This window comes from Variovorax sp. 10N412, assembly GCF_056394985.1.
Genome location: NZ_JBFTIO010000025.1, coordinates 1 through 24120 on the forward strand (window position 1 = coordinate 1; position 24120 = coordinate 24120).

A 24120-nucleotide genomic window follows, 5' to 3' on the forward strand; every position below is an offset into this window, starting at 1 on the left:
TCGCCCCAGCCCTCGAAGCCGCCGGCGGAGAACCACTGCAGCTGCACCGAGAACACGAGGATCAGAAGAATCGCGAACCAGAAATTGGGAATGGCGATGCCGACCTGGGCCATGCCCATGAGGCCGACGTCGCCCAGCTTGTTGTGGCGCGCGGCGGCGGTCACACCGACCAGCAGCGCGATCACGACCGTGAGCACCATCGCCATCATGGCGAGCGGCACGGTGAGCGCCAGGCGTTCGAGGATCAGGTCGAGCACGGGCGAGCTGTAGGCATAGCTGTCGCCGAGGTTGCCGGTGAGCAGGCCGGCGATCCAGTGCCAGTAGCGCGTCCACGCGGGCAGGTCGAGGCCGAGCTTGGTGGCCAGGGCCGCCACGGCCTCTGGCGAGGCATCGGGGCCCATGAGCATCTGCGCGGCGTTGCCGGGCAGGATCTCGAGGACGAGGAAAACGATGACCGAGGCGCCGATCAAGGTGCCGATCAGCGTGGCAAGGCGCTTTATTAAAAACAGACTCATGGGGCGGGGCGCAGCATAACTGACTCCTGCAACAAATGTGCCGTGAATGTGGCCTTTGTCATTCACCGTCAATTGCCGGCATCGACGCGCCGATAATCGGGGGATGGCCCTCATGATCACCGACGAATGCATCAACTGCGATGTCTGCGAGCCCGAGTGCCCGAATGACGCGATCTACATGGGCGAGGCGTTCTACGAAATCGACCCGCACAAGTGCACCGAATGCGTCGGCCACTTCGATGAGCCGCAGTGTGTGCAGATCTGCCCGGTGGCCTGCATTCCCCTGAACCCCGAGCATGTGGAAAGCCGCGAGACGCTGATGCAGAAGTACCAGCGCCTCACGGCGATCAAGGTGACGGCGGCTTCGGCCGGTGTCTAGCCCGCCTTCGTTCAGTCGGCGGACTTGCGCTTCTGCTTCTTTTTCTTCGGGGCGTCGCCGGCCTGCTTCTCGCCAGGCGGTCCCTTGAAGCTCATGCTTGACTTGTTCGGCTCGCTGAGCGCCTTGCGGGCACGGTCCCGCTCCCTTTGCTCGGACATGGCAAGCCGTCTTTCTGCCATGGACGCGCTTCTTGCTTCACGAGCGGCCCGCTGGTCGCGGTCATGGGCCGCCTTTTCCTGCGACAGCCGGGTGCGCTCCAGGTGGTCGGCCTGCATCTGTGCGTTGCGTGCGCCGGCGTCGGCCGCCCGGCGGTCCTGGTCGCTGCGGGGGTCTTCCACCTTGACCTGCCTGCCGCCTTCGCAGGGGCGGTCGGAATAGGTGTTGCCGCATCGCCAGGTTTGCGCGGCATCCTGGGCATTTACGCCCGTGGCTCCTGCGCATGCTGCTATCAGAAACAGAGCGACTGCTGCATGCCGCCCTGTCGTTCTTCTTTTTCTCTTCTGGCTCATTTTTATTTCTCTCCCTCCCTGCACTCCGGTGGCCGGCTAGGTGGCGGCAGGCGTGCCCCCGTCGCCGGGCTCCCGCCGCGGCGGTTTGGGCCGGGGCGGTTTGCTCGTGTGAATGAGCAAGGTCGCCTTCTCCATCTCGCCTGCCACCAGCGCGGGAACCGCGTGCAGGGTGCGGACGATGGCGTCCTCGATCGCTTCGCGTTGTTCCTTGAGCGGCTTTTTCAGCACCCAGTTGACGACCTCCGACTTCACGCCGGGGTGTCCGATGCCCAGGCGCAGCCGCCAGTAGTCGCCGGTGCCGAGCTGCGCGTGGATGTCGCGCAGGCCGTTGTGGCCGGCATGGCTTCCGCCGAACTTCAGCTTGGCCTGGCCCGGGACCACGTCGAGCTCGTCGTGCACCACGAGGATTTCCTCGGGCGCGATCTTGAAGAAGCGCGCCAGGGCGCCGACCGACTTGCCCGACAGGTTCATGAAGGTCTGGGGCTCCAGCAGCCAGATGCTCTGGCCTGCGATGGTGGTGCGCGCGGCGAAGCCGTGGTAGCTGCGCTCGGGCACGAGGTTGAGTTTCCAGTCGCGCGCGAGGGCGTCGATCCACCAGAAGCCCGCGTTGTGGCGCGTGGCTTCGTACTCAGGGCCCGGGTTTCCGAGGCCGACGAACAGCTTGATCATGGTTGTGGATTATCCCGTCCGCGGAAAAGCGAAAAGGCCCGCACAAGGCGGGCCTTCTGATGCAGCGGACGGCTGGAAGTGAATTACTTCTTGGCAGGCGTCTTGGCCGCGGGGGTCTTGGCAGCCGGAGCAGCCTTGCCGCCCTTGCCGGCCGGTGCGGGAGCTGCGTCGGCAGCCACGGCGCCTTCGACGGGAGCATCGACTTCTTCAGCGGCAGGCGCCACAGCCGAAGCCAGCACCGGGTTGACCTTGCCGTGGCTGACCCACTTCACGCCGCGGGGCAGCTTGATGTCCTTCAGCGTGACGGTGCCGTTCTTCTTCAGACCCGACAGGTCGACTTCGATGAACTCAGGCAGTTCGGACGGCAGGCAGTTCACTTCCAGTTCGGTCGTGACGTGGTTGACCAGGTTTTGCTCGAGCTTGACGGCATCGGACTCTTCCTCACCCTTGAAGTGCAGGGGCACCTTCAGGGTCATGCGGGTCTTGGCATCGACGCGCTGGAAGTCGATGTGTTGCACCAGCTGGCGGAAGGGGTGGTATTGCACGTCGCGCAGCAGAACCTTGCTGACGTTGCCGCCCATTTCCATTTCCAGCACGGTCGCATGGAAGGCTTCCTTCTTCAGGGCGTGCCACAGCGCGTTGTGATCGATTTCGATCAGTTGCGGCTCGGTGTCGCCACCGTAGACGATGCCGGGGGTCTTGCCCGATGTGCGGAGACGGCGGCTCGCACCCGTGCCCTGCTTGGCGCGCTCAAAAGCGACGAATTTCATAGTTAGCTCCTGTAGGAGTCCACCGCGACCAGTGCGACTCCGGTTCAACAAGGGCGCCTGTCCGAAAGTGGAGGGGCGCCCGCTTTTTGCTCAGATCAGAACAGGTTGTCCTGGTCCGAGAACAAACTCATCACCGACTCGCCCTTGGCAATGCGCTGGATCGTTTCGGCGATCAGCGGTGCCACGGAGAGCTGGCGAACCTTTCCGCAGGCCAGGGCCGCGTCGGAAAGGGGAATGGTGTTGGTCACGACCACTTCGTCGAGGGCCGATCCCTGCGTGATGCGCTCGATGGCCGGGCCCGAGAAGATCGGGTGCGTGCAGTAGGCGTAAACGCTCTTGGCGCCGCGCTCCTTCAGCACTTCGGCCGCTTTGACCAGCGTGCCCGCGGTGTCGATCATGTCGTCCATGATCACGCAGTTGCGCCCGTCGATCTCGCCGATCACGTTCATGACTTCGCTGACGTTGGCCTTCGGGCGGCGCTTGTCGATGATGGCGAGGTCGCAGTTCAGTTGCTTGGCCAGCGCGCGGGCGCGAACCACGCCGCCGACGTCGGGCGACACCACGATGAGGTCTTCGTAGTTCTTCGCGCGCAGGTCGCCCAGCAGCACCGGGGAGGCGTAGATGTTGTCGACGGGAATGTCGAAGAAGCCCTGGATCTGGTCGGCGTGCAGGTCCATCGTGAGCACGCGTTCCACACCGACGGTTTCCAGCAGGTTGGCCACGACCTTGGCCGAGATCGGCACGCGGCTCGAGCGCGGGCGGCGGTCCTGGCGGGCATAGCCGAAGTAGGGGATCACGGCGCTGATGCGTTCGGCCGAAGCGCGCTTGAGCGCGTCGACCATGATCAGCAGTTCCATCAGGTTTTCGTTGGTGGGTGCGCAGGTCGACTGCACCACGAACACGTCGCGTGCCCGCACGTTCTGGTTGATCTCGACGGTGACTTCACCGTCCGAGAAGCGACCGACGCGAGCGGCACCCAGCGTGGTGCCGAGGTTGTGCGCGATTTCTGCAGCAAGGCCTGGATTGGCGTTGCCGGTGAAAACCATGAAGTCAGGGTGATTAGCCTGCATGAGCGCGTCCCGGCTGAGCGAATTGGCTGAGGAAGCCGCCAAAAGGTTGGTGATGCGTGGCGGCCGGTGAGCCGCCGATTATTGCAGCGGGTGGGCTGCAAACGAAGACTGCGGCCGTTGGGCCGCAGTCTTTGAAGATTTGGCAGGGGAGAAAGGATTCGAACCTTTGCATGCTGGAATCAAAATCCAGTGCCTTAACCAGCTTGGCGACTCCCCTACACGGGTCGATGGTTTTCACCATCAACCGATATATGTCGCGTCGAACCGAATGAACGGATCGACTATCTTCAGGTTGCCCACCCGCACAGCGGATGAACCTCCAGGTTGCTGCATTGACGAACCTGCCAGCCCTTGGGGGCTTCCAGCAGTTCCGCTTTCTGCGGCGGTTGCGGCATTTTCGCGAACACCGAACTTCCGGAGCCGGTCATCCGTGCCTTCAGTCCCTGGGTTCCGAGCCATTCGATGGCGTCGGTGACCGCGGGGCAAAGTCGCTGGGCAACCGGCTGCAGGTCGTTGTGGCCGAAGTCGAAAACCGAGTCGCTCAAAACCGAGCTTTCCGGGTTCGTCGCTTCGAGCGATTCGCTCTCTGCAGCAAAGCCTGTGATTATAGCAACAGGAGAAGCACGTTCAAGATCTGTTGCTGAAAAAATTAATCGGGTATCGAGTCCTTCAGGAGGCTTGACCACCGCGAAACAGGCGGGAGGGAGTGTAACCGGTGTCAGTTGCTCGCCCACGCCTTCGACCCACGCGTTGCGTCCACCCAGAAAGAACGGCACGTCGGCGCCGAGCGTCAACCCGATCTGCGAGAGCCGCGACAGCGGCAGGTTCAGGCCCCACAGGCGATTGAGCGCGAGCAGGCAGGTCGCGGCATCCGAAGATCCTCCGCCCATGCCCGCCTGCGCCGGAACGCGCTTCGCCACGCCGATGTGTGCGCCTTGTCCTGGTGCGGCATGGGCTTGCAGCGCGCGCGCCGCGCGCAGGACCAGGTCGTCCGCGGGCAGCGCCGTCGTCAGGTCTTCGCGGCTCAGCTGTCCGTCGCGCCGCAGCTCGACGTGCAGCGTGTCGCACCAGTCGATCAGCATGAAGACCGATTGCAGCAGGTGGTAGCCGTCGTCGCGACGGCCGGTGATGTGCAGGAAGAGATTGAGCTTGGCCGGTGCGGGAAGGTCGTAGATCGCCTTCATGACCGTTCGAAAACGATGCGCAGGTCCGCGCGTGGACCTGGCGATTCGCGCAAGGCCTGCAGGCGGCCGTTGCCGAGCTGCGCCAGGTCGGGCTTCCAGCCGGGCACGGTGTCGTTGCGCCCCGCGAGCCATCCGAACAACGCGCCGACGGGAATGGCGGCGCCGGTGGCGGCCTCGATCAGTGCATCGACCGAGTCGAAGCGCCGCGTGTTGCTGCCGTCCTTCAACAGGGCTTCGCCGGGCGTCCAGTGCAGTTGAGCGAGCGTGCTGCCGATGGGGGTGGTCAGCGTGAGGTCGCCGGCTTCAGCCGAACCGCGCAGCTCGAACAGCGCGGCGAAGGTCTGCACCGGCTCGCTCTCGATGCGCAGCGACATGCGCCCGCTCCAGCTGTCCGAGGTCTTCGGTGTCGACGGGCCGCCCGACAGCTGGGCGCAGCCCGCCATCACGAGAAGCGCCGCGCCGCCTGCTGCCAGAAGAGCGCGGCGGCCGTGGTCGACTTGTGCGCTCGACAGTGCCGCTGTGCGCACCATGCTACGGCTTGACCCGCAGGCGCTTCAGCGTTTCCTGCAGGGTCTCGTTCTCGGCGTCGCTCAGCAACGCTTCCTTCCAGATCGTGACCGCGCGGTCTTTCTGGCCAATGGTCCACAGCACCTCGCCGAAGTGCGCGCCGATTTCCGGGTCGGGCCGCGTCTTGTAAGCGGCCTCCAAGACGCGGATCGCCTCGTCGGTGTTGCCGAGCCGGAACTCGACCCAGCCCAGGCTGTCGGCAATGAACGGATCGTTCGGCGCCAGCTGCACCGCCTTCTTGATCAGCGTGCGCGCCTCGTCGAGACGGATCTTGCGATCGGCGAACGAATAGCCCAGCGCGTTGTACGCGTTCTGGCTCTCGGGCTTCAGCTCGATCAGTCGGCGCAGCAGGCGCTCCATGTCGTCCAGGCGGTTGAGCTTCTCGGCCACCATGGCCTGGTCATAGACGAGGTCGCTGTCGTCCGGTGCAGCCGCGGAGGCCTGGGCCAGCATGTCGTAGGCGGCCTGGTATTGCTTCGCGTCGCGCAGCAGTTGCACTTCGGCAAGAAATTTCTGCTTCTTGTCTTCCGCGGTGCGCTCGGGCAGGGCGCGGATGACTTCGCGCGCCTGCGGCAGCTTGCCCTGGCGTGCCAGCAGCGAAGCACGGCGGGTTTGCGCGGCCACCACTTCCTCGGTGCCATCCACGCGCGAGAGCCAGCGCTCCGCGGCCGCATAGTCCTTGCGCCGCTCCGCCAGCTGCGAGAGTGCGAAATACGCCTGCGCCACGCCGCGCTTGCGGTCGGCATCGTCCGTATCCTTGGCGGCCTGGCTGCCCGACAGCTCGATGAAGCGCTTGATCGAGGCTTCGGCCGCTGCGTCCTGCTTGGACTGCATCTGCAGGCTGCCGAGCAGCAGCCAAGGCTCCGCGAGGTCGGGCCGCGAGGACGTGACGGCCTGCAGTTGCGTGGCGGCGTCGTTGAAGCGGCGGTTCTCGACCAGCACCCGCGCGTACGCCACGCGCAGGTCGGGCGAGGCCTTGGGGTTGTTGCTCAGGAAGCGCGTGACGATCGGCTCGGCCAGCGGTTGGCCGGGGTCGATCAGTTCGAGCGCCAGCGCGGCCGGTGCGTCGGAGGCGGGGTCGATGTCCTGGCCTTTGCGCGCGGCGTCCAGGGCGCCCGACACGTCGCCCGCATTGAGGCGCAGCCGCCCGACGGTGGCCCAAGCCAGTCCACCGGTGGCGGGGCTCTTGAGTTCGTCGACCAGCGCCTGTTCGACCACCGAGGCCGCCAGCTTCTTGTCCGATGCGCGCGAGTAGTTGCGCGCGATCACCGCCATCAGCAGCGGGCGTTCGATCTGCGAGGTGGCGGCCACCTCGGCGCGCAGCGGTTCGACCGTTTCGCCGATGCGGTTCAGCGCAATCAAAATCTGCAGCTCGATGCGCCGTGCGTCGCGAGAGGTCGGCAGCGTCTCCTGCCAGGCGCGCGCCGCGGCAAGGGCGGCGTCGCCGGAGCGCGATTGCAGGGCGATCTCGACGGCGCGCTGGAACAGCTTGCCGTCGCGCAGCCGGCGGGCGGCATCGAGCACCAGCGCGTAGCCCGACCCAGGGTCGCCGGACCGCGTCGTCATTTCGCCCATAAGGATTTCGTAGAACAGGTCGGCGGTAAGCGCCGAGGGCTGTGCTTCGGCCTCGCTCACCGGCTTGGCAGTGGCCACCCGCGGCTTGGCGGCCGGCTTCGGCGGTGCGGACCGCTCGATGACCGGCGCGGGGCTGGTGGGGGCTGCGGGATCTGATGTCTGTGCGTGAGCGGCACAAGCCAGCAAGGCGAGAGACGCGGCCGCCGCAAGGCGGTGTCGGCGGGGCGAAAGATTCATCTGACCATAATAATCCAGGCTTTTGAACGAGCGCCGCGCGGGGGCTTCGCCGCCGCGCGTTTGCCGGAGATTTACTTTTCATGCCCGAATTACCCGAAGTCGAAGTCACCCGGCGCGGTTTTGCCGACCGCATCGCCGGCGCGCGCATCGACGCGGTGCGCATCGGCAAGCCGCTGCGGTGGGCCCTCATGGTGTTGCCCGAGGCGCTGGTCGGGCGCCATGTGCTGCAGGTGCGCCGCCGCGGCAAGTACCTGCTGATCGACCTCGATCGCGGCATCCTGCTGCTGCACCTGGGCATGTCGGGCAGCCTGCGTTTCGACGTGGCATTGCCCCCGCCCGGCACGCACGACCACTTCGACCTGGTGACCGACCGCGGCACCCTGCGGCTGAACGATCCGCGCCGCTTCGGCGCCGTGGTCTATGTCGACCACGAAGACGCCCCCTGGGCCATCAAGCTGCTCGGCGGCCTGGGCATGGAGCCGCTGGGCGATGCCTTCGACCTCGATGCCTTTCATGCCGGGCTCAAGAAGCGCAAGAGCGCCGTCAAGCAGGTGCTGCTGGCGGGCGACGTGGTGGTGGGGGTGGGCAACATCTATGCGTCGGAGGCGCTGTTCCAGGCGGGTATCCGGCCGACGCTCTCGGCGGCGCGCATCAGCCGTCCGCGCGCCGCCAAGCTGCATGCGGCCGTGCGCGAGATCCTGGCGCGGGCGGTGGAGAAGGGCGGCAGCACGCTGCGCGACTTCTCGAACGTGGACGGCAAGAACGGCTATTTCCAGCTCGAAGCAACGGTCTACGGCCGTGCGGGCGAGCCCTGTCGGGTCTGCGCAACGCCGATCAAGCTGCTTCGCCAGGGGCAGCGCTCTACCTTCTATTGCCCCGTTTGCCAGAAGTAAGCGTGGGACGCCGCCAACACCGCCAACGGAATATCCGGGAAACGGTTGTTGAACGCCTGCCGATGCTATATTTGTAAGCTCTTTCTTACACATTTCCCTTGAGCCGCTCTTTCAACCAACAACTCGATCAGCACGGCGCGTGGCGAAGCAATTTCGCCCGCCGGCTGCAGTGGCTGTCCCGCTGGCTGACCGAGAACGAGCTGCTCGACCAGTCGGTGGCCGAACGGTTGCGCGGGCTCGAAACACAGATCCGCACCAGCAAGGTCATGGTCGCCTTCGTCGCCGAGTTTTCGCGCGGCAAGTCGGAACTGATCAACGCCATCTTCTTTGCGGGCTACGGGCGCCGCATCATGCCGGCGAGCGCGGGCCGCACCACGATGTGCCCGACCGAACTGGGCTACGACCCCGCGCTGGCGCCCAAGCTGCGCTTGCTGCCGATCGAGACCCGCCTGGAACCTCACTCGCTCGCCCACTGGCGCGAGAAGCCCACGCGCTGGACCGAGATTGCCATCGACGTCGCCAACGCGGAGCAGCTTGCGCAGGCCATGGGCAAGGTGGCCGAGGTGCGCTGGGTCGGCAAGGAAGAAGCGCGCGCGCTGGGCTTCTGGAACGACGACACACCCGACGACAACCCGGTGCAGGACGCCGAAGGCCGAGTCGAAATCCCGCGCTGGCGCCATGCGGTGCTGAACATGCCGCACCCCCTGCTGGAACAGGGGTTGGTGATTCTCGACACGCCCGGCCTGAACGCGATCGGCGCCGAGCCCGAACTCACGGTGAGCCTGATTCCGCAGGCGCATGCGGTGGTCTTCATCCTGGGCGCCGAAACCGGCGTCACGCGCTCCGACCTCTCGATCTGGCGCGAACACCTGATCACCGAGGACGAAGGCAACGACACGCGCTTCGTGGTGCTCAACAAGATCGACACGATGTGGGACACGCTGAGCACGCCCGAGCACATCGAGCAGCAGATCGAGCGCCAGCGCGACGGCGCGGCCCGTCTGCTCGAAGTGCCGCTGGCGCAGGTGCTGCCGGTGTCGGCGCAAAAGGGGCTGCAGGCCAAGATCCAGCACGACGCGCAACTGTTGCAGGCCAGCCGTCTGCCGGCGCTCGAATCGCTGCTGGGCGAAGGCGTGCTCGGCAAGCGCGAGACCATGCTGCGGCTGGCGGTCGATGCCGGCATGACCGCGTTGCGCGCCGAGGCCGAACGCATCCTGAAGGTGCGCCAGCGCGACCTGTCGGAGCAGGCGCTCGAACTGCAGGGCCTGCGCGGCAAGAACGTCTCGGTGATCCGCCACATGCGTGCGCGCATCGACCAGGAACACGCCGAGTTCGAGGGCAGCAACACGCGCATCCTGGCGTTGCGCTCGGTGCAGGGCAAGCTGCTGCGCGAGGTGTACGCCGTGCTCGGGCGTACCGCGCTCAAGGCCGACATGGTGCGGCTGTCGGCCGCGCTCAAGCGCCCGGGCGTCAAGTTCAACGTGCGCAAGGTGTACGCCGAGACCTTCGACTCGCTGCGCAACAACCTGCGTGAAGTGCAGGCGACCACGGCCGAGATCCAGTCGATGCTGCACGCCACCTTCCGCCAGCTCAACGCCGAGCAGGGCTTCACGCTGCAGGCGCCGGCCGAGCCCGATCTCACCGGCTTCGAGCAGGAGCTCAGCCAGATCGAGCGCAGCCACATCCATTACCTGGGCGTGGGCAACCTGCTGAAGCTGGCGCAGGCCGATTTCTGCGACAAGCTGGTGCGCGCGCTGGCCAGCCGTCTGCGCCTCGTCAACGAAGCCGCCATGACCGAGGTCGAGCGCTGGAGCAAGGGCGCAAGCGCGCAGATCGATGCGCAGCTCAAGGAGCGCCGGCGCAATTTCAGCAAGCGCATCGAGGCCATCGAGCGCATCCAGAGCGCGGCGGGCAATCTGGACGAGCGCTTGATCGAGCTGGCCGCGCAGGAGCGCGACCTGGCCGAGCTGCACGTTCGTCTGCGCGAGTTCACGTCGCTGATCGCGCAGCCGGGAAAGCCGCCGCCCCTGGCCACGGCCGGCGAATTGCGTGCGGCCTGAACGTTCCGCCGCCGAGGCGGTTGTCTCTTCGCCATTGCCCCCTGGTTTCGCCGCACAGATCGTGAGCTGGCAGCGCACCCACGGGCGCAGCCAGCTGCCGTGGCAGAACACCCGCGACCCCTACCGCGTGTGGCTGTCGGAGGTGATGCTCCAGCAGACGCAGGTCACGACGGTGCTGGGCTATTTCGCGCGTTTTCTCGAACGCTTTCCCGACGTGAAGGCCTTGGCCGCCGGCACGGAAGACGAGGTGTTCGGCCTGTGGAGCGGCCTGGGCTACTACAGCCGTGCGCGCAACATGCACCGCTGCGCGCAGGACGTGGTCGCGCGCTTCGGCGGCGAGTTTCCGCGCACTGCCGCCGAACTCGTCACGCTGCCGGGCATCGGCCGGTCGACCTCCGCGGCGATTGCCGCCTTCTGCTTCGGCGAGCGCGTCGCCATCCTTGACGGCAACGTGAAGCGCGTGCTGACGCGCGTGCTCGGTTTCGCGGGCGACATGTCTTCATCGGCGCAGGAGCGTGCGCTGTGGGACCTGGCGACCGAGTTGCTGCCGCCCGCCGAACAGCGCGAGGCGATTGCGCACTACACACAAGGGCTGATGGACCTGGGCGCCACCGTGTGCCTGCCGCGCAAGCCCAGTTGCATGATCTGCCCGGTCAACAAGACCTGCGCAGCCTTGCGTGAAGGGACGCCCGAGCGCTATCCGGTGAAGACCCGCAAGCTCAAGCGCAGCGCCCAGTCGCTCTGGGTGCTGCTCGCGCGCGATGCGCAGGGCCGAGTCTGGTTGGAGAAGCGCCCCGCCAAGGGCATCTGGGCCGGGCTCTATTGCCTGCCCGTGTTCGACAGCCGGGACGAGTTGCTCGCCGCATTGCCCGCCACCGCGCAGCGCGATGCGCAGGACCTGCCGGCCTTCGTGCATGTGCTGACCCACAAGGACCTGCATCTGCACCCCGTGCAACTGCACGGCGGCCAGCCGCAAGGCGACGGCGCGCGCTGGGTCGCTGCAGAGGAATGGAGCCGGCTGGGGCTGCCGGCGCCGATGCGCAAGCTGCTGGAGGGCAGCGAGGCCTAGAGGCGGGCGGCCTCAGGTCGCGTCGAGTTCGCGGTGCCGCTTGAGCGCACCCCAACGCGCGCCGAAAGACCGCGCCAACTGCTCGACCAGGAACACCGAGCGGTGCTGACCGCCGGTGCAGCCGATCGCCACCGTGACGTAGCTGCGGTGGTCGCGCGCCAGCGCATCGAGCCAGTGCGACAGGAACTGCTCGATGTCGTCGTACATGCGCGCCACGTCGTCGTGCTCGCGCAGCCACTCGATCACCGGCTCGTCGCGGCCCGTGAGCGGCCGCAGCGCGGGCACGTAGTGCGGGTTGGGCAGCATGCGCACATCGAACACGTAGTCGGCATCCAGCGGCACGCCGCGCTTGAAGGCGAACGACTCGAAGACCAGCGTCAACGCGTTCTGCGGCGCGGAGATCAGCGACTTGATGTAGCTCTGCAGCTGCGCCGGGCGGATCAGGCTGGTGTCGATCACGTCGGCGCCGTCGCGCAGGTCGGCCAGCAGTTCGCGCTCCAGCTCGATGGCCTGCACCAGCACCCGATGCTGTTCGGGCACGTCGGTGCGGCCTTCCTGGCGCGAGAGGGGGTGGCGGCGGCGGGTTTCCGAATAGCGGCGCAGCAGGGCATCGGTCGTCGCATCGAGGAACAGCGAGCGCAGCGAAATGCCGCCGTCGCGCCGCAGCGCTTCGAGCTGCTGCGGAACGATCGGCAGCGACACCCCGCTGCGCACGTCCATGGCAATGGCCACGCGCGGGGTTTCCTGTTCGTGTTGCAGGGCAATGAAGGGCGTCAGCAGCTCGGGCGGCAGGTTGTCGACGCAGTAGTAGCCGGCGTCTTCCATGGCATGCAGGGCCACCGACTTGCCGGAACCCGACATGCCCGTGATGAGCACGAGATCGAGGTTCATGGCGCGGTCACGGAGGTCTTGTGGCCCAGCATTTCGCGGGCGTGGGCCAGGGAGGTCTGCGAGACCTTTTCGCCGCCCAGCATGCGGGCGATTTCCTTGGCGCGGTTGTCGTCGTCGAGGCGGGACACGCCGCTCTCGGTGCGCGGGCCCTCCTTGCCGGCGGCCGCCGTCTGGCGCTTGGCGACCACGAGGTGGTGGTCGGCGCAGGCGGCCACCTGCGGCAGGTGGGTCACGGCGAGCACCTGGCGGTCGCGGCCGAGCTGCTTCATGAGCCGGCCGACCGTCTCGGCGACAGCGCCGCCGACGCCCGCGTCGACCTCGTCGAAGATCAGCGTCTGTGCTGCGCCAAGCTGGCTGGTCGTCACTGCGATGGCCAGCGCGATGCGCGACAGTTCGCCGCCGGAGGCCACCTTGCCGATGGCGCGCGGCGTGCTGCCGGTGTGGCCGGCCACGAGGAACGCCACTTCTTCCAGGCCCGCGCGGCCGGGCTGCGCCAGCGGCTGCAGCTCGACCTCGAAACGCCCGCCCTGCATGCCGAGGCCCTGCATGGCTTGCGTCACGGCCTGCGCGAGGCGCGGCGCAGCCTGCTTGCGCAACTTGCCGAGGGCCTTGGCTTCCTTCATGTAGACCTGCTGCGCGGCTTCTTCGGCGCGCTCGAGGCCTTCGAGATCGCTTTGTGCGTCGAGCGCCTGCAGCTCGGCCTGCCAGCCGGCCAGCAGCGTCGGCAGGTCGGCGGGCGTGCGCTTGTAGCGGCGCGCGAGCGACATCCACAGGCCCATGCGCTCGTCCAGTTCGGCCAGGCCTCTGGGGTCCGCGTCGGCGTCGCGCAGGTAGCCGTGCAGCGAATGCGCCGCATCGGAGGCCTGTGCCACGCAGGAAGCCAGCACTTCGCCCAGGTTGCGGAACTCGGGCTCGATGTGTTCGCAGTTCTGCAGCAGCGTGGCCGCGCGCGTGAGGGCGGCAAGGGCGCCACGGTCGTCGTCCTCCAGTGCCTGGCTGGCACCCTGGGCCGCGTCGATCAGTGCCTGCGCATTGGAGATGCGCGAATGGTTGGTCGACAGCTCTTCCCATTCGTCCGCGCCCGGTGCGAGCTTGGCGACTTCGGAAATCTGCCATTGAAGCCGCTCGCGTTCGCGCTGCAGCGAGTCTTGCGCCGAGCGCGCGTGTTCGAGCGACGAAAGCGCCTGCCGCCAGCCATGCCAGGCTGCGTCGAGCGCGTCGGTGCGCACGCCGGCGTACGCGTCCAGCAGGCCGCGCACGGCCTCGGGCCGCGTCAGGCTCTGCCAGGCGTGCTGGCCATGGATGTCGAGCAGGTGGTCGCCGAGTTCGCGCAGCTGCGTGGCAGTGGCCGGGCTGCCGTTGATCCAGCCGCGGCTGCGGCCCTGCAGGTCGACGGTACGGCGCAGCAGCAGGGCGTCGCCGGCTTCGAAGCCGCCTTCGTCGAGCCACGTGTCCAGGGCCGGGTCGGCGTCGAACTCCGCGCTCACGTCGAGCCGCTCGGCGCCTTCGCGCACCGCGCCCGCGTCGGCACGGTTGCCCAGCGCCAGCTGCAGCGCGTCGATCAGGATGGATTTGCCCGCGCCGGTTTCACCGGTCAAGACCGTGAAGCCGCCGGACAGGTCGAGTTCGAGTGATCGCACGATCACGAAGTCGCGCAGTGCGATGCGTCGCAGCGCCATGTCAGGAGCCCCCTTCGTTCCAGTGAAGTTTCTTGCGCAAGGTATCGAAATAGCTCCAGCCGCGCGGATGCAGGAAGCGCACGCGGAAGTCGGAGCGGCGCACCACCACGCGGTCGCCTATGGCGAGCGAGGCCAATGACTGCATGTCGAAATTGGCGCTGGCGTCGCGCCCGCCGACCAGCTCGATCACGATCTCGTCGGCATCGGGCAGCAGCACGGGGCGGTTCGACAGCGTGTGCGGCGCAATGGGCACCAGCACCCAGCCCGGCACCGCCGGATGCAGCAGCGGGCCGCCGGCCGACAGCGCGTAGGCCGTCGAGCCCGTGGGCGTGGCGATGATCAGCCCGTCGGCGCGCTGGTTGGCCACGAAGTGCCGCCCGACCGACACGCGCAACTCGACCATGCCGGAGGTGGCGCCGCGGTTGACCACGACGTCGTTCATGGCGAGCGCGTCGAACACCGAGACGCCGTCGCGCATGACGCGCGCGTGGATCAGGCTGCGGTGGTCTTCTTCGTATTCGCCGGCCAGCATGGGAATCAGCGTGGCCTGGTAGTTGTCCAGCGGAATGTCGGTGATGAAGCCGAGGCGGCCCCGGTTGATGCCGATCAAGGGAATGCCGTAGCTCGCGAGCTGCCGGCCGATGCCGAGCATGGTGCCGTCACCGCCTACCACCAGGCCGAGGTCGCAGCGCTGGCCGATTTCTTCGACCGACAGGGCTTCGTAGCGCGGATGGGCCGGGGCGCCTTCGTCTTCCTCTGCCTCTTCGCAGGTCGAGCGCTCGACGAAAACCGTGCAGCCCTGCGATTCGAGGAACGTGCCGATGTCTTCCATCACCCCGTCGCGTGCGTCCGCCTGCGCTCGGGCGCCGGAAGCCTGGTATTTGCCGATCAGGGCGACGTAACGGAAGCGAGAGGTCATATCTCACAAATTACAACACTAAAATCTTGCAATGCTGGACGACCGTGCCAAGTTGCTGCTCAAGACGCTCGTCGAGCGCTACATTGCCGACGGGCAACCCGTCGGGTCACGCACGTTGTCGCGTTCGGCGGGGCTGGACCTGTCGCCCGCGACCATCCGCAACGTCATGTCCGACCTCGAGGGGCTGGGGCTGATTGCCAGCCCGCACACCTCGTCGGGCCGCATCCCGACGCACCGCGGCTACCGCCTGTTCGTCGACACCATGCTGACCGCCCAGCGCGAGCACATGACCGCACCGAGTCTCGCGCCCGACCAGCCACAGAAGGTGATTGCCAACGCAGCCAACCTGCTGTCTAACATGTCGCAGTTCGTGGGCGTGGTGATGGCGCCGCGGCGCGCCTCGGTGTTCAAGCAGATCGAGTTCCTGCGCCTTTCCGAAAAGCGGCTGCTGGTGATCATCGTGTCGCCCGACGGCGACGTGCAGAACCGGGTGATCTTTCCGGAAGCCGACTATTCGCAGTCGCAACTGGTCGAAGCCTCGAACTACATCAACGCGCACTATGCGGGCCTGACCATCGAGCAGGTGCGCGACAAGCTTCAGTCCGAAATCGAAACGCTGCGCGGCGAGATTGCCACGTTGATGCAGGCGGCGGTGCAGGTGAGCTCCGAGGTGCTGACCGAAGCGCAGGAAGACGATGTCGTTATCTCGGGCGAGCGCAACCTGCTCGCGGTGAGCGACTTCTCCAGTGACATGGGCCAACTGCGCCGTGCCTTCGAGCTTTTCGAGCAGAAGGCCCAGCTCATGCGGCTGCTCGACGTGTCGAGCAAGGCCGAAGGCGTGCGTATCTTCATCGGCGGCGAGAGCCAGGTGGTGCCGTTCGAAGAACTGTCGATCGTGAGCGCCAATTACGAGGTCGACGGGCAGGTCGTGGGCACGCTGGGCGTGATCGGGCCGACGCGAATGCCTTACGAACGCATGATCCAGATCGTCGACATCACGTCGCGCCTGGTGACCAACGCGCTGAGTCATCGCAAGTAGGCTGCGCGCCGCGAATAGAATCGTGCCGCGTGGGCCGTTAGCTCAGTTGGTTAGAGCAGCGGACTCATAATCCGTTGGTCGATGGTTCAAGCCCATCACGGCCTACCACCGCATCTTTTTGCACAGGTTTTGCGACGTTTCCGCTTCGTTGCGGGAATGCTTTGCAAAACGGGATATAATCGAAGGCTCAGCGGCTGTAGCTCAGTTGGATAGAGTACTTGGCTACGAACCAAGGGGTCGTGGGTTCAATTCCTGCCAGCCGCACCAACTCTGAAAATGCCCGGAAGATTCGTCTTCCGGGCATTTTTCTTTTGTGAAACCTGTGTGTAGCCGGCCGAGCAGATTCCAAAAGGTCGAGAAAAGCGGGCTATAATTGCAAGCTGTGCGGCTGTAGCTCAGTTGGATAGAGTACTTGGCTACGAACCAAGGGGTCGTGGGTTCAATTCCTGCCAGCCGCACCACTACATGAAAAGCCCGGAAGATTCGTCTTCCGGGCTTTTTTCTTTTTGGAGGATTTTGCGTTGAGCAAGGCATTCACCAAGGAAACGGATTCCGACGGAGACGATGACGGCGCCGATGGCGCTTTGCCGCCGCTGCCCGCGGGCAGCAGGAACTACATCACCCCCGACGGCTACGCGCGACTGCGCGACGAGTTGCTGCACCTGATGGACGAGGAGCGCCCGAAGATCGTCGAGACGGTGCACTGGGCCGCCAAGAACGGCGACCGCTCCGAGAACGGCGACTATCTCTACGGGAAGAAGCGCCTGCGCGAAATCGACCGCCGCATCCGCTTTCTCACCAAGCGCCTCGAGATGGCCGAGATCACCGACCCGTCGGTGCACCATGGCCGCGATCAGGTCTTCTTCGGCGCCACGGTCCGCTATGTCGACGAGACGGGCGATGAACGCAGCGTCACCATCCTCGGAATCGACGAGGCGGAGAGCGCGAACGCCCAGGTCAGCTGGATTTCCCCGATCGCGCGGGCGCTGCTCAAGGCGCGCGAGGGCGATGTGGTCAAGCTCGTCACGCCGGGCGGCGCGCACGAGATCGAAATTCTTTCGGTGAGTTACCCCGCGCCGCGCCCGGCCGCAGCCTAGAGAACGCAGGCCTCAGGGCGCGGGAACCGTGCGGGACGCCGTCAGCACCGACGCGGTCCGGCGCGCAGCGCGCAGCACGGCGTCCAGGTGCGTGCGGTCACGCACGGCAATCACGAAGCGCAGGTCGGTCGAATCCTGCGGTGTTTCGTCGGCCATTTCCACGTGCGTGATGTCGGCCTCCGCATCGGCCAGCGTGGCCGCGACGCGAGCCAGCACGCCCTTGTCGTTGCGCACGGTGATGACCACGCCGGTTTCGAAGGGACGCGTGGGCTCGTCCGCCCACTCGACCGCGAAGAAGCGTTCGCTGTCCTTGTGGCGCAGACGCTGGCCGACGCCGCAGTCGTCGGTGTGCACCACCAGGCCTTCGCCATGCCCGAGATAGCCAACGATCTGGTCGCCCGGAATCGGGCGGCAGCACAGCGCAAAACGCACCGACGAGTTCTCGCTGCCGTCGAGCGTGACCGCGCCCTGGGACACGGTCTCGTGCGAGATGAAGCGCTCTCGGCTCAGCAGGACGGCGTCAGGCCGTTCGCCCAACTCGGAGAGCATGGAGACCAGCCGCTTCGCCACGATGCTCGCGATGCGTTTGCCCAGGCCGATGTCGGTCAGCAGTTCGGAGCGGGTGCGGTTGCCGGTGAAGCGCAGCAGCTTTTCCCACAATGGCTGGTGTTCGTCGTCGTTCTCCGGCAGCTTGCTCAACCCTTCGGCGCGCAGCGCCTGGGCCAGCAGCTTTTCACCCAGGCCTTCGGACTCGGTGTGCGCCAAGGTCTTCAGGTAGTGACGGATCTTGGAGCGCGCCCGCCCGGTTCGCACGAACCCGAGCCATGCCGGGTTGGGCGTCGACACGGGTGCCGTGATCACCTCGACCACGTCGCCGTTCTTGAGCTCGGTGCGCAGCGGCACCTGGTCGCCGTTGATGCGCGCGGCCGACGTGTGGTCGCCGATGTTGCTGTGAATGGCGTACGCGAAGTCGACCACCGTGGCACCGCGAGGCAGCGCCATGATCTGGCTCTTCGGCGTGAACACGTAGACCGCATCTGGAAAGAGGTCGACCTTGACGTGGTCCCAGAACTCCGCGGCGTCGCGCGTTTCGTCCTGGATGTCCAGCAGCGACTGCAGCCACTTGGTGCCCAGCCGGTCGTTGCTGGCCGCATTCGGTTCTGCCGCCTTGTACAGCCAGTGCGCCGCCACGCCGGATTCGGCCACCACGTGCATCGCCTCGGTTCGCAACTGGAACTCGACGCTCACGCCGGCCGGGCCCACCAGCGTGGTGTGCAGCGACTGGTAGCCGTTGAGCTTGGCGATCGCGATATGGTCCTTGAACTTGCCCGGCAGCGGCTTGTACATCTGGTGCAGGATGCCCAGACCGGTGTAGCAGGCGATCACGTTCGGCACGATCAGGCGAAAGCCGTAGATGTCGGTCACCTGGGCGAAGCTCAGGTGTTTCTCTTCCATCTTGCGGTAGATGGAATACAGCGTCTTTTCGCGGCCCGCGATCCGCAGCGTCATGCCGGCGCCGGCAAAGGCGGTCTCGACCTCGCGCTGCACCTTCTGGATCAGGTCGCGGCGGCGACCGCGTGCCTTGGCCACGGCCTTGGACAGCGTGGCATAGCGCCAGGGCTTCATGTGCCGGAACGACAGCTCCTGCAGTTCGCGGTAGGTCTGGTTCAGCCCGAGGCGATGGGCGATGGGCGCATAGATCTCGAGTGTTTCGCGCGAGATGCGCGCCCACTTTTCCCGCGGCGCGTCGGCCAGCGTGCGCATGTTGTGCGTGCGGTCGGCCAGCTTGACCAAGATGACGCGCACGTCGCGCGCCATGGCCAGCAGCATCTTGCGGAAAGATTCGGCCTGGTTTTCCTCGCGGGTGTTGAACTGCAGCTTGTCGAGCTTGGTGAGCCCGTCGACCAGTTCGGCCACCGGGGCGCCGAAGCGTTCGATGAGCTCAGGCTTGGTGACGCCGCAATCTTCGATGGCGTCGTGGAGCAGGGCGGCCATCAGCGCCTGCGCGTCGAGCTTCCATTCGGCGCATTGCGCCGCCACGGCGATCGGGTGGGTGATGTACGGCTCGCCGCTGTTGCGCAGCTGGCCGAGGTGGGCCTCGTCGGCGAAGCGGTACGCGCGCCGCACCAGGTCGGTGTCTTCGGGGCTCAGGTAGTCGAGGCGTGCCGTCAATGCGGCAAAGCTTGCGGCCGCCGCATTCAGCGCCGCCGGGCTCGGCTTCGGCGGGCCCTTGGGGGCTTGGGACTGATGTTTGGCAACCGCGCTCATGTCTATCACTTTAGCGTGACCGCTGTATGGACGCGTCCGGGCATAAAAAAAGCACCGCTTTGCGGTGCCTTTTCGTTGCAGGGCTGCGTCAGATCAGCCCGGCACCTTCTTGAGCATTTCGAGGCCGATCTTGCCTTCGGCGATTTCGCGCAGGGCGGTCACGGCGGGCTTGTTCTTGCTCTCGATCTTGGGTGCGTGACCCTGGCTCAGCATGCGCGCACGGTACGTCGCGGCCAGAACGAGCTGGAAGCGGTTCGGGATGTGGACGAGACAATCTTCGACGGTGATGCGGGCCATGATGAGAATCTTTCTGTCAGTGAGCGAGGGCTCGGATATCAGGGGATGTTCAGTGCGGCAAATGTGTCGGCACGCGCACGGCGCTGTGCGGAGTACCGAAGCCGCTGAGCGTGGACGATCGCCTTGAGATCGAAAAGCGCGCGCTCAAATAACTCGTTGATTATAACGAAGTCGAATTCCCCGGCCCGCGCCATCTCTTCAGCAGCGTTTTTCAGGCGCAGTTCGATCACCGAGGCACTGTCTTCGCCGCGCCGCTCGAGCCGCGATCGCAGTTCTTCCCAGCTCGGCGGCAGGATGAAGATCATCACCGCGTTGGAAAAGGTCTTGCGGATCTGCAGTGCACCCTGGAAGTCGATCTCGAGGATGACGTCCGCCCCCTGGGCGATCCGCTCCTCGATGGCCTTCTTCGACGTGCCGTACTTGTGCCCGTGCACATGGGCCCATTCCACGAAACCGTCCGCCACGATCATCGCGTCGAACTCCGACGGCGAGGCAAAGAAGTACTCGCGGCCGTGTTTTTCCTGGCCGCGTGGCGACCGGGTCGTGTGGGAAACCGACGGCTGGACGGCCGAATCGAGCTCCATGAGCGCCTTGACCAGGCTCGACTTGCCTGCCCCGCTGGGCGCCGCAACGACGAAGATATTGCCGGGGTAGTCCATTCTTTCGCTCGTCATTCGATGTTCTGCACCTGTTCGCGCATCTGCTCGATCAGGACCTTCATGTCCACGCCGATGCGCGTGAGTTCCAGCGCGGCCGACTTGGAGCCCAAGGTGTTGGCCTCGCGGTGCAGCTCCTGGATCAGGAAGTCCAGGCGCTTGCCGACCTCGCCGCCCTTCTTGAGCAGCCGCTCGATCTCGTCGAGGTGCGAGTTCAGCCGGGTGAGCTCCTCGGCCACGTCGATGCGGATCGCAAAGGCGGTGGCCTCGGTCAGCGCGCGGTCCTGGGCGGCCTCGGGCAGGGTGCCTCCGGTGCCGGCCGTCAGGCCCATGGCCTCCTGCCAGCGCTCCAGGAAGCGGGTGCGCTGCTGTTCGACCAGTTGCGGCACCAGCGGGCCGGCCAGCAGCACCAGGGTGCGCAACTGGCCGAGGTGGGCGTCGAGCATCTTGGCCAGCCGCGCGCCTTCACGCTGGCGGGCCGACATCAGGCCGTCGAGCGCCTTGCCGGCCACCTCGAGCAGGTCGGTGCCCCAGTCCCCGCGCGCGGCGCTGTCGCCGCCGGCCAGGCGCAGCACGTCGGCCACGCTCAGCTCGCGGGCACCGGGCAACCAGGCCTTGACGGTGTCCTGCACACCGTTGAGCCGCTGGAGCAGCTTGACGGAGGGCTCGACGACGCCGGCCTGGGCCGTGTTCTCGATGGCGGCGCGCACCTCGACCTTGCCTCGCTTGAGCTTGCCCGTGAGCAACTCGCGCAGCGCGGTTTCATGCTGTCGCAGTTCCTCCGGCAACTTGAAGGTGAGATCGAGAAAGCGGCTGTTGACCGAACGAATTTCTACCCCGAGCCGGCCTGCGGCGGGAGGCCGTGCTTCGGCTTCGGAGTGGCTGCCTGCGGACCCGTTCTGGCCGCTGGCGTAGCCGGTCATGCTGTAAACTGGCATTGCGCCTCACTGTGGTTTTGCTTGCATGCACCGAGGCGTCGGCACGGCGTTCGCTTGCCGCACCATCGCCTTCGGGCGAAACTCCCGGATTATGTCAAAGGTCAAGCCTACCCCCCTGTTGCCCGATACGGTCATTGGCGGATATCGCGTGATTCGCCGGCTTTCAGCGGGCGGTTTCGGCGTTGTCTACCTTGCCATCGACTCGAGCGGCCAGCAGGTGGCCATCAAGGAATACCTGCCTTCGTCGCTGGCCACCCGCGGGCCCGGTGAACTGAACCCGCAGGTGCCCCCCGAGAAGCTCTCGCTCTACCGGCTCGGCCTGAAGAGCTTTTTCGAGGAAGGCCGCTCGCTCGCCCAGATTTCGCATGCCTCGGTGGTCAGCGTGCTCAACTTCTTTCGCGAGAACGAAACCGTCTACATGGTCATGAACTACCTGGAGGGCGCGACCCTGCAGGATTTCGTGGTCACGGCACGCGACCTGAAAAAGCAGAAGGTGTTCCGCGAGTCGACCATCCGCTCGCTGTTCGACGAGATCCTGCGCGGCCTGCGCATCGTCCACCAGTACAAGATGCTGCACCTGGACATCAAGCCCGCCAACATCTTCGTCACCGACGACGACCGCGCCGTGCTCATCGACTTCGGCGCCGCGCGCGAAGTGCTCAGCAAGGAAGGCATCTTCATCCGCCCGATGTACACGCCCGGCTTCGCGGCCCCCGAGATGTACCGCCGCGATTCCTCGATGGGCCCGTGGACCGACATCTACGCCATCGGCGCCTGCATCTACGCCTGCATGCAGGGCTACCCGCCCAACGACGCGCCGCGGCGCATCGAGAAAGACCGCCTCAGCCTGTCGCTGTCGCGCCTGCGCGGCGTGTACTCCGACAACCTGATCGAAGTGGTCGAGTGGTGCATGTCGCTGGACCCGCTGTCGCGCCCGCAGTCCGTCTTTGCGCTGCAGAAGGAGCTCAGCCGCGAAGGCGAGCGCCGCTACACCAAGCTCACGGTGGGCGAGAAAGTGCGCCTGTCGATCGACAACATCCGCTCCTTCGACAAGAAGAGCCTGCCCAAGGCTGTAGCGCCCACCACGCGCCCCGCATGACATCATGAAATTTTCCGTCTTCCAGGTCAGCCGCAAGGGCGGCCGTGTCAAGAACGAAGACCGCATGGGCTATTGCTACACGCGGGAATCGGGCCTGTTCGTGCTGGCCGACGGCATGGGGGGCCATCCGGAAGGCGAAGTCGCGGCGCAGCTCGCGCTGCAGACCATTGCCGCGCTCTACCAGCGCGAGGCGCGCCCGACCGTGAAGGACGTGAAGGCGTTTCTCGCCGAATCGGCCATGGCCGCGCACCAGCAGATCATGCGGTACGCCAGCCACAAGGCCATGCTCGACACGCCGCGCACCACCGTCGTGGCCGCCGTGCTGCAGAACTCCACCGCGACCTGGATGCACTGCGGCGACTCGCGCTTGTACGTCGTGCGCGACGGCCGCCTGCTCATGCGCACGCGAGACCATTCGCACGCCGAGCGCCCCAAGCCGCACGGCTCCGACGCGCCCGTCAACCGCAACCTGCTGCTGACCTGCCTGGGCTCGCCGACCACGCCGCTGTTCGACATCTCGGCCCCGCTGCCCCTGCAGCGCGGCGACCGCATCATGCTGTGCTCCGACGGCGTCTGGGGGGTTCTGGACGATGCGCTCATCGTGCACACGCTGTCCTCGGGCAAGCCCGTGTCCGACGCCGCCCCCGACCTCGCCGAAATGGCGCTTCGCAAGGGCGGCGCGCACAGCGACAACGTCACGCTCATCGCGCTCGAATGGGAAATGCCCGACACCGTCGCCGGCGACGACCGCAGCGGCGTGTCCACCGAAACCATCGAAGACGGCGTGTTCGCCTCGACCATCCAGGCCGGCATGCCCTCCGACAGCGAGATCGACGACCTCGACGAAGACGCCATCGAGCGCTCCATCGCCGAGATCAACGAAGCCATCCGACGCTCCGCCGCACGCAAGACCTGAACACGCGGACGCGCGCGGCCTTTTTCTTTTTCCTTTCCGGTTTCAATCAATGACTGCTTTCACACGAAGCGGCGGCCGTGCCGCCGACCAGCTGCGCCCGGTGCGCATCACCCGCGGCTTCACCGTCCATGCCGAAGGCTCGGTGCTCATCGAGTTCGGCCAGACCCGCGTGCTGTGCACCGCCTCGGTCGAAGAGAAGGTGCCGCCGCACAAGAAGGGCAGCGGCGAAGGCTGGGTCACCGCCGAATACGGCATGCTGCCGCGCGCCACGCACACCCGCAGCGCCCGCGAAGCCGCCAAGGGCAAGCAGACCGGCCGCACGCAGGAAATCCAGCGCCTCATCGGCCGCTCGATGCGCGCCGTGTTCGACCTGGCCGCCCTGGGTGAACGCACCATCCACCTCGACTGCGACGTGCTGCAGGCCGACGGCGGCACGCGCACCGCGGCCATCACCGGCGCCTTCGTGGCCGCGCAGGACGCCGTCAACAAACTGCTGGCCGCCGGCAGCCTGAAGGCCTCGCCCATCAAGGGCCACGTGGCCGCCATCTCGGTGGGCATCGTCGACGGCACGCCGCTGCTCGACCTCGAATACACCGAAGACTCGACCTGCGACACCGACATGAACGTGGTCATGACCGGTGCCGGCCACTTCGTCGAAGTTCAGGGCACGGCCGAAGGCGCGGCCTTCACGCGCGACGAAATGAACCTCTTGCTCGGCCTGGCCGAAAAGGGCATCGGCGAACTGGTCGTCCTGCAACAGCAGGCGCTGCTATCGAATTAATAGCTACTGACGCACATTTGACGTGCGTTACAGCCACTTTTGA

At 66.2% G+C, this 24120-nt stretch carries 24 protein-coding genes and 4 tRNA genes; 12 read left to right on the forward strand and 16 right to left on the reverse strand.

Going from position 1 to position 24120, the window contains the following annotated elements:
* The coding region (locus tag AC1DJH_RS31405; RefSeq protein ID WP_478188386.1) for an ABC transporter permease at positions 1-515 on the reverse strand (515 nt) is incomplete at its 3' end.
* Between the two features lie 103 nt (positions 516-618).
* On the opposite strand from AC1DJH_RS31405, the gene AC1DJH_RS31410 reads away from it, so the two are divergent.
* Entirely contained in the window at positions 619-894 is a 276-nt protein-coding gene (locus AC1DJH_RS31410; protein WP_435437040.1) for a YfhL family 4Fe-4S dicluster ferredoxin, read from the forward strand.
* 11 nt (positions 895-905) lie between these two features.
* On the opposite strand, the gene AC1DJH_RS31415 is transcribed toward AC1DJH_RS31410, so the two are convergent.
* From AC1DJH_RS31415 to AC1DJH_RS31450, 8 genes are all read right to left on the reverse strand, one after another.
* Complete coding sequence (locus tag AC1DJH_RS31415) at positions 906-1403, reverse strand: hypothetical protein (RefSeq protein ID WP_478188387.1); 498 nt, start codon at positions 1401-1403, stop codon at positions 906-908.
* Between the two features lie 36 nt (positions 1404-1439).
* Positions 1440-2072: an aminoacyl-tRNA hydrolase gene (gene pth / locus AC1DJH_RS31420; protein ID WP_435447407.1), complete on the reverse strand. Its 633-nt coding sequence runs from the start codon at positions 2070-2072 to the stop codon at positions 1440-1442.
* A gap of 83 nt (positions 2073-2155) precedes the next feature.
* Positions 2156-2842 carry a 50S ribosomal protein L25/general stress protein Ctc gene (locus tag AC1DJH_RS31425; RefSeq protein WP_472124078.1) on the reverse strand — a complete coding sequence of 229 codons (687 nt, stop codon included), beginning with the start codon at positions 2840-2842 and terminating at the stop codon, positions 2156-2158.
* Between the two features lie 95 nt (positions 2843-2937).
* Positions 2938-3912: a ribose-phosphate pyrophosphokinase gene (locus AC1DJH_RS31430; protein ID WP_435437044.1), complete on the reverse strand. Its 975-nt coding sequence runs from the start codon at positions 3910-3912 to the stop codon at positions 2938-2940.
* A gap of 140 nt (positions 3913-4052) precedes the next feature.
* Positions 4053-4129 (reverse strand) — tRNA-Gln (locus AC1DJH_RS31435).
* A 70-nt stretch (positions 4130-4199) separates the two neighbouring features.
* Positions 4200-5096, reverse strand: coding sequence for a 4-(cytidine 5'-diphospho)-2-C-methyl-D-erythritol kinase (gene ispE, locus AC1DJH_RS31440; RefSeq protein WP_472124076.1), 897 nt, complete (start codon positions 5094-5096; stop codon positions 4200-4202).
* Entirely contained in the window at positions 5093-5626 is a 534-nt protein-coding gene (locus AC1DJH_RS31445) for a lipoprotein insertase outer membrane protein LolB (protein WP_472124074.1), read from the reverse strand. Before AC1DJH_RS31445 ends, ispE begins: the two co-directional genes overlap by 4 nt.
* A gap of 1 nt (position 5627) precedes the next feature.
* Positions 5628-7475 (reverse strand): tetratricopeptide repeat protein, encoded by a 1848-nt coding sequence (locus tag AC1DJH_RS31450; protein ID WP_478188388.1) that lies wholly within the window; start codon positions 7473-7475, stop codon positions 5628-5630.
* An 80-nt stretch (positions 7476-7555) separates the two neighbouring features.
* On the opposite strand from AC1DJH_RS31450, the gene mutM reads away from it, so the two are divergent.
* From mutM to mutY, 3 genes are all read left to right on the forward strand, one after another.
* A complete protein-coding gene (gene mutM / locus AC1DJH_RS31455) occupies positions 7556-8368 on the forward strand; it encodes a bifunctional DNA-formamidopyrimidine glycosylase/DNA-(apurinic or apyrimidinic site) lyase (protein ID WP_478188389.1) in 813 nt (270 codons plus the stop codon).
* Between the two features lie 98 nt (positions 8369-8466).
* Positions 8467-10428 carry a dynamin family protein gene (locus AC1DJH_RS31460; protein ID WP_478188390.1) on the forward strand — a complete coding sequence of 654 codons (1962 nt, stop codon included), beginning with the start codon at positions 8467-8469 and terminating at the stop codon, positions 10426-10428.
* Positions 10429-10462: 34 nt separating this feature from the next.
* Positions 10463-11497, forward strand: coding sequence for an A/G-specific adenine glycosylase (gene mutY / locus AC1DJH_RS31465; protein ID WP_478188391.1), 1035 nt, complete (start codon positions 10463-10465; stop codon positions 11495-11497).
* 12 nt (positions 11498-11509) lie between these two features.
* Here mutY and rapZ read toward each other — a convergent pair whose 3' ends face one another.
* From rapZ to AC1DJH_RS31480, 3 genes are read right to left on the reverse strand one after another with little or no spacing between them, the layout of a single operon-like run.
* Positions 11510-12388 carry an RNase adapter RapZ gene (rapZ, locus tag AC1DJH_RS31470; protein WP_435437051.1) on the reverse strand — a complete coding sequence of 293 codons (879 nt, stop codon included), beginning with the start codon at positions 12386-12388 and terminating at the stop codon, positions 11510-11512.
* Complete coding sequence (recN, locus tag AC1DJH_RS31475; protein WP_478188392.1) at positions 12385-14067, reverse strand: DNA repair protein RecN; 1683 nt, start codon at positions 14065-14067, stop codon at positions 12385-12387. The genes rapZ and recN overlap by 4 nt, the downstream gene beginning before the upstream one ends.
* Position 14068: 1 nt before the next feature.
* Positions 14069-14986: an NAD kinase gene (locus AC1DJH_RS31480; RefSeq protein ID WP_472124060.1), complete on the reverse strand. Its 918-nt coding sequence runs from the start codon at positions 14984-14986 to the stop codon at positions 14069-14071.
* A 31-nt stretch (positions 14987-15017) separates the two neighbouring features.
* Between AC1DJH_RS31480 and hrcA the strand changes: the two genes are divergently transcribed.
* The 5 genes from hrcA (at position 15018) to greB (ending at position 17122) form a co-directional block, all read left to right on the forward strand.
* The gene (gene hrcA / locus AC1DJH_RS31485) at positions 15018-16025 is read left to right on the forward strand and encodes a heat-inducible transcriptional repressor HrcA (RefSeq protein ID WP_435437054.1); all 1008 of its coding nucleotides are present in this window, start codon (positions 15018-15020) and stop codon (positions 16023-16025) included.
* Between the two features lie 31 nt (positions 16026-16056).
* Positions 16057-16133: transfer RNA gene (locus tag AC1DJH_RS31490), tRNA-Ile, on the forward strand.
* Between the two features lie 82 nt (positions 16134-16215).
* Positions 16216-16292, forward strand: a tRNA-Arg gene (locus AC1DJH_RS31495).
* Between the two features lie 117 nt (positions 16293-16409).
* Positions 16410-16486, forward strand: a tRNA-Arg gene (locus AC1DJH_RS31500).
* 60 nt (positions 16487-16546) lie between these two features.
* Positions 16547-17122 (forward strand): transcription elongation factor GreB, encoded by a 576-nt coding sequence (greB, locus tag AC1DJH_RS31505; RefSeq protein WP_478188393.1) that lies wholly within the window; start codon positions 16547-16549, stop codon positions 17120-17122.
* Between the two features lie 12 nt (positions 17123-17134).
* Here greB and AC1DJH_RS31510 read toward each other — a convergent pair whose 3' ends face one another.
* The 4 genes from AC1DJH_RS31510 to AC1DJH_RS31525 all read right to left on the reverse strand — a co-directional run bounded on the left by AC1DJH_RS31510 (position 17135) and on the right by AC1DJH_RS31525 (position 21281).
* Entirely contained in the window at positions 17135-19390 is a 2256-nt protein-coding gene (locus AC1DJH_RS31510; RefSeq protein ID WP_435437077.1) for a RelA/SpoT family protein, read from the reverse strand.
* A 93-nt stretch (positions 19391-19483) separates the two neighbouring features.
* Entirely contained in the window at positions 19484-19687 is a 204-nt protein-coding gene (rpoZ, locus tag AC1DJH_RS31515) for a DNA-directed RNA polymerase subunit omega (RefSeq protein WP_019656435.1), read from the reverse strand.
* A gap of 38 nt (positions 19688-19725) precedes the next feature.
* A complete protein-coding gene (gene gmk / locus AC1DJH_RS31520; RefSeq protein ID WP_435437078.1) occupies positions 19726-20346 on the reverse strand; it encodes a guanylate kinase in 621 nt (206 codons plus the stop codon).
* 11 nt (positions 20347-20357) lie between these two features.
* Complete coding sequence (locus tag AC1DJH_RS31525; RefSeq protein ID WP_435494788.1) at positions 20358-21281, reverse strand: YicC/YloC family endoribonuclease; 924 nt, start codon at positions 21279-21281, stop codon at positions 20358-20360.
* Between the two features lie 91 nt (positions 21282-21372).
* Here AC1DJH_RS31525 and AC1DJH_RS31530 point away from each other — a divergent pair, with 91 nt between their 5' ends.
* Genes AC1DJH_RS31530 through rph form a run of 3 tightly spaced genes read left to right on the forward strand, consistent with a single transcriptional unit; the run spans position 21373 to position 24077 of the window.
* The gene (locus tag AC1DJH_RS31530; RefSeq protein ID WP_435485104.1) at positions 21373-22380 is read left to right on the forward strand and encodes a serine/threonine protein kinase; all 1008 of its coding nucleotides are present in this window, start codon (positions 21373-21375) and stop codon (positions 22378-22380) included.
* A gap of 4 nt (positions 22381-22384) precedes the next feature.
* Positions 22385-23296 (forward strand): PP2C family protein-serine/threonine phosphatase, encoded by a 912-nt coding sequence (locus tag AC1DJH_RS31535; protein ID WP_435437081.1) that lies wholly within the window; start codon positions 22385-22387, stop codon positions 23294-23296.
* Between the two features lie 49 nt (positions 23297-23345).
* Positions 23346-24077 carry a ribonuclease PH gene (gene rph, locus AC1DJH_RS31540; protein WP_435485106.1) on the forward strand — a complete coding sequence of 244 codons (732 nt, stop codon included), beginning with the start codon at positions 23346-23348 and terminating at the stop codon, positions 24075-24077.
* The last annotated feature ends 43 nt before the right edge of the window (positions 24078-24120 follow it).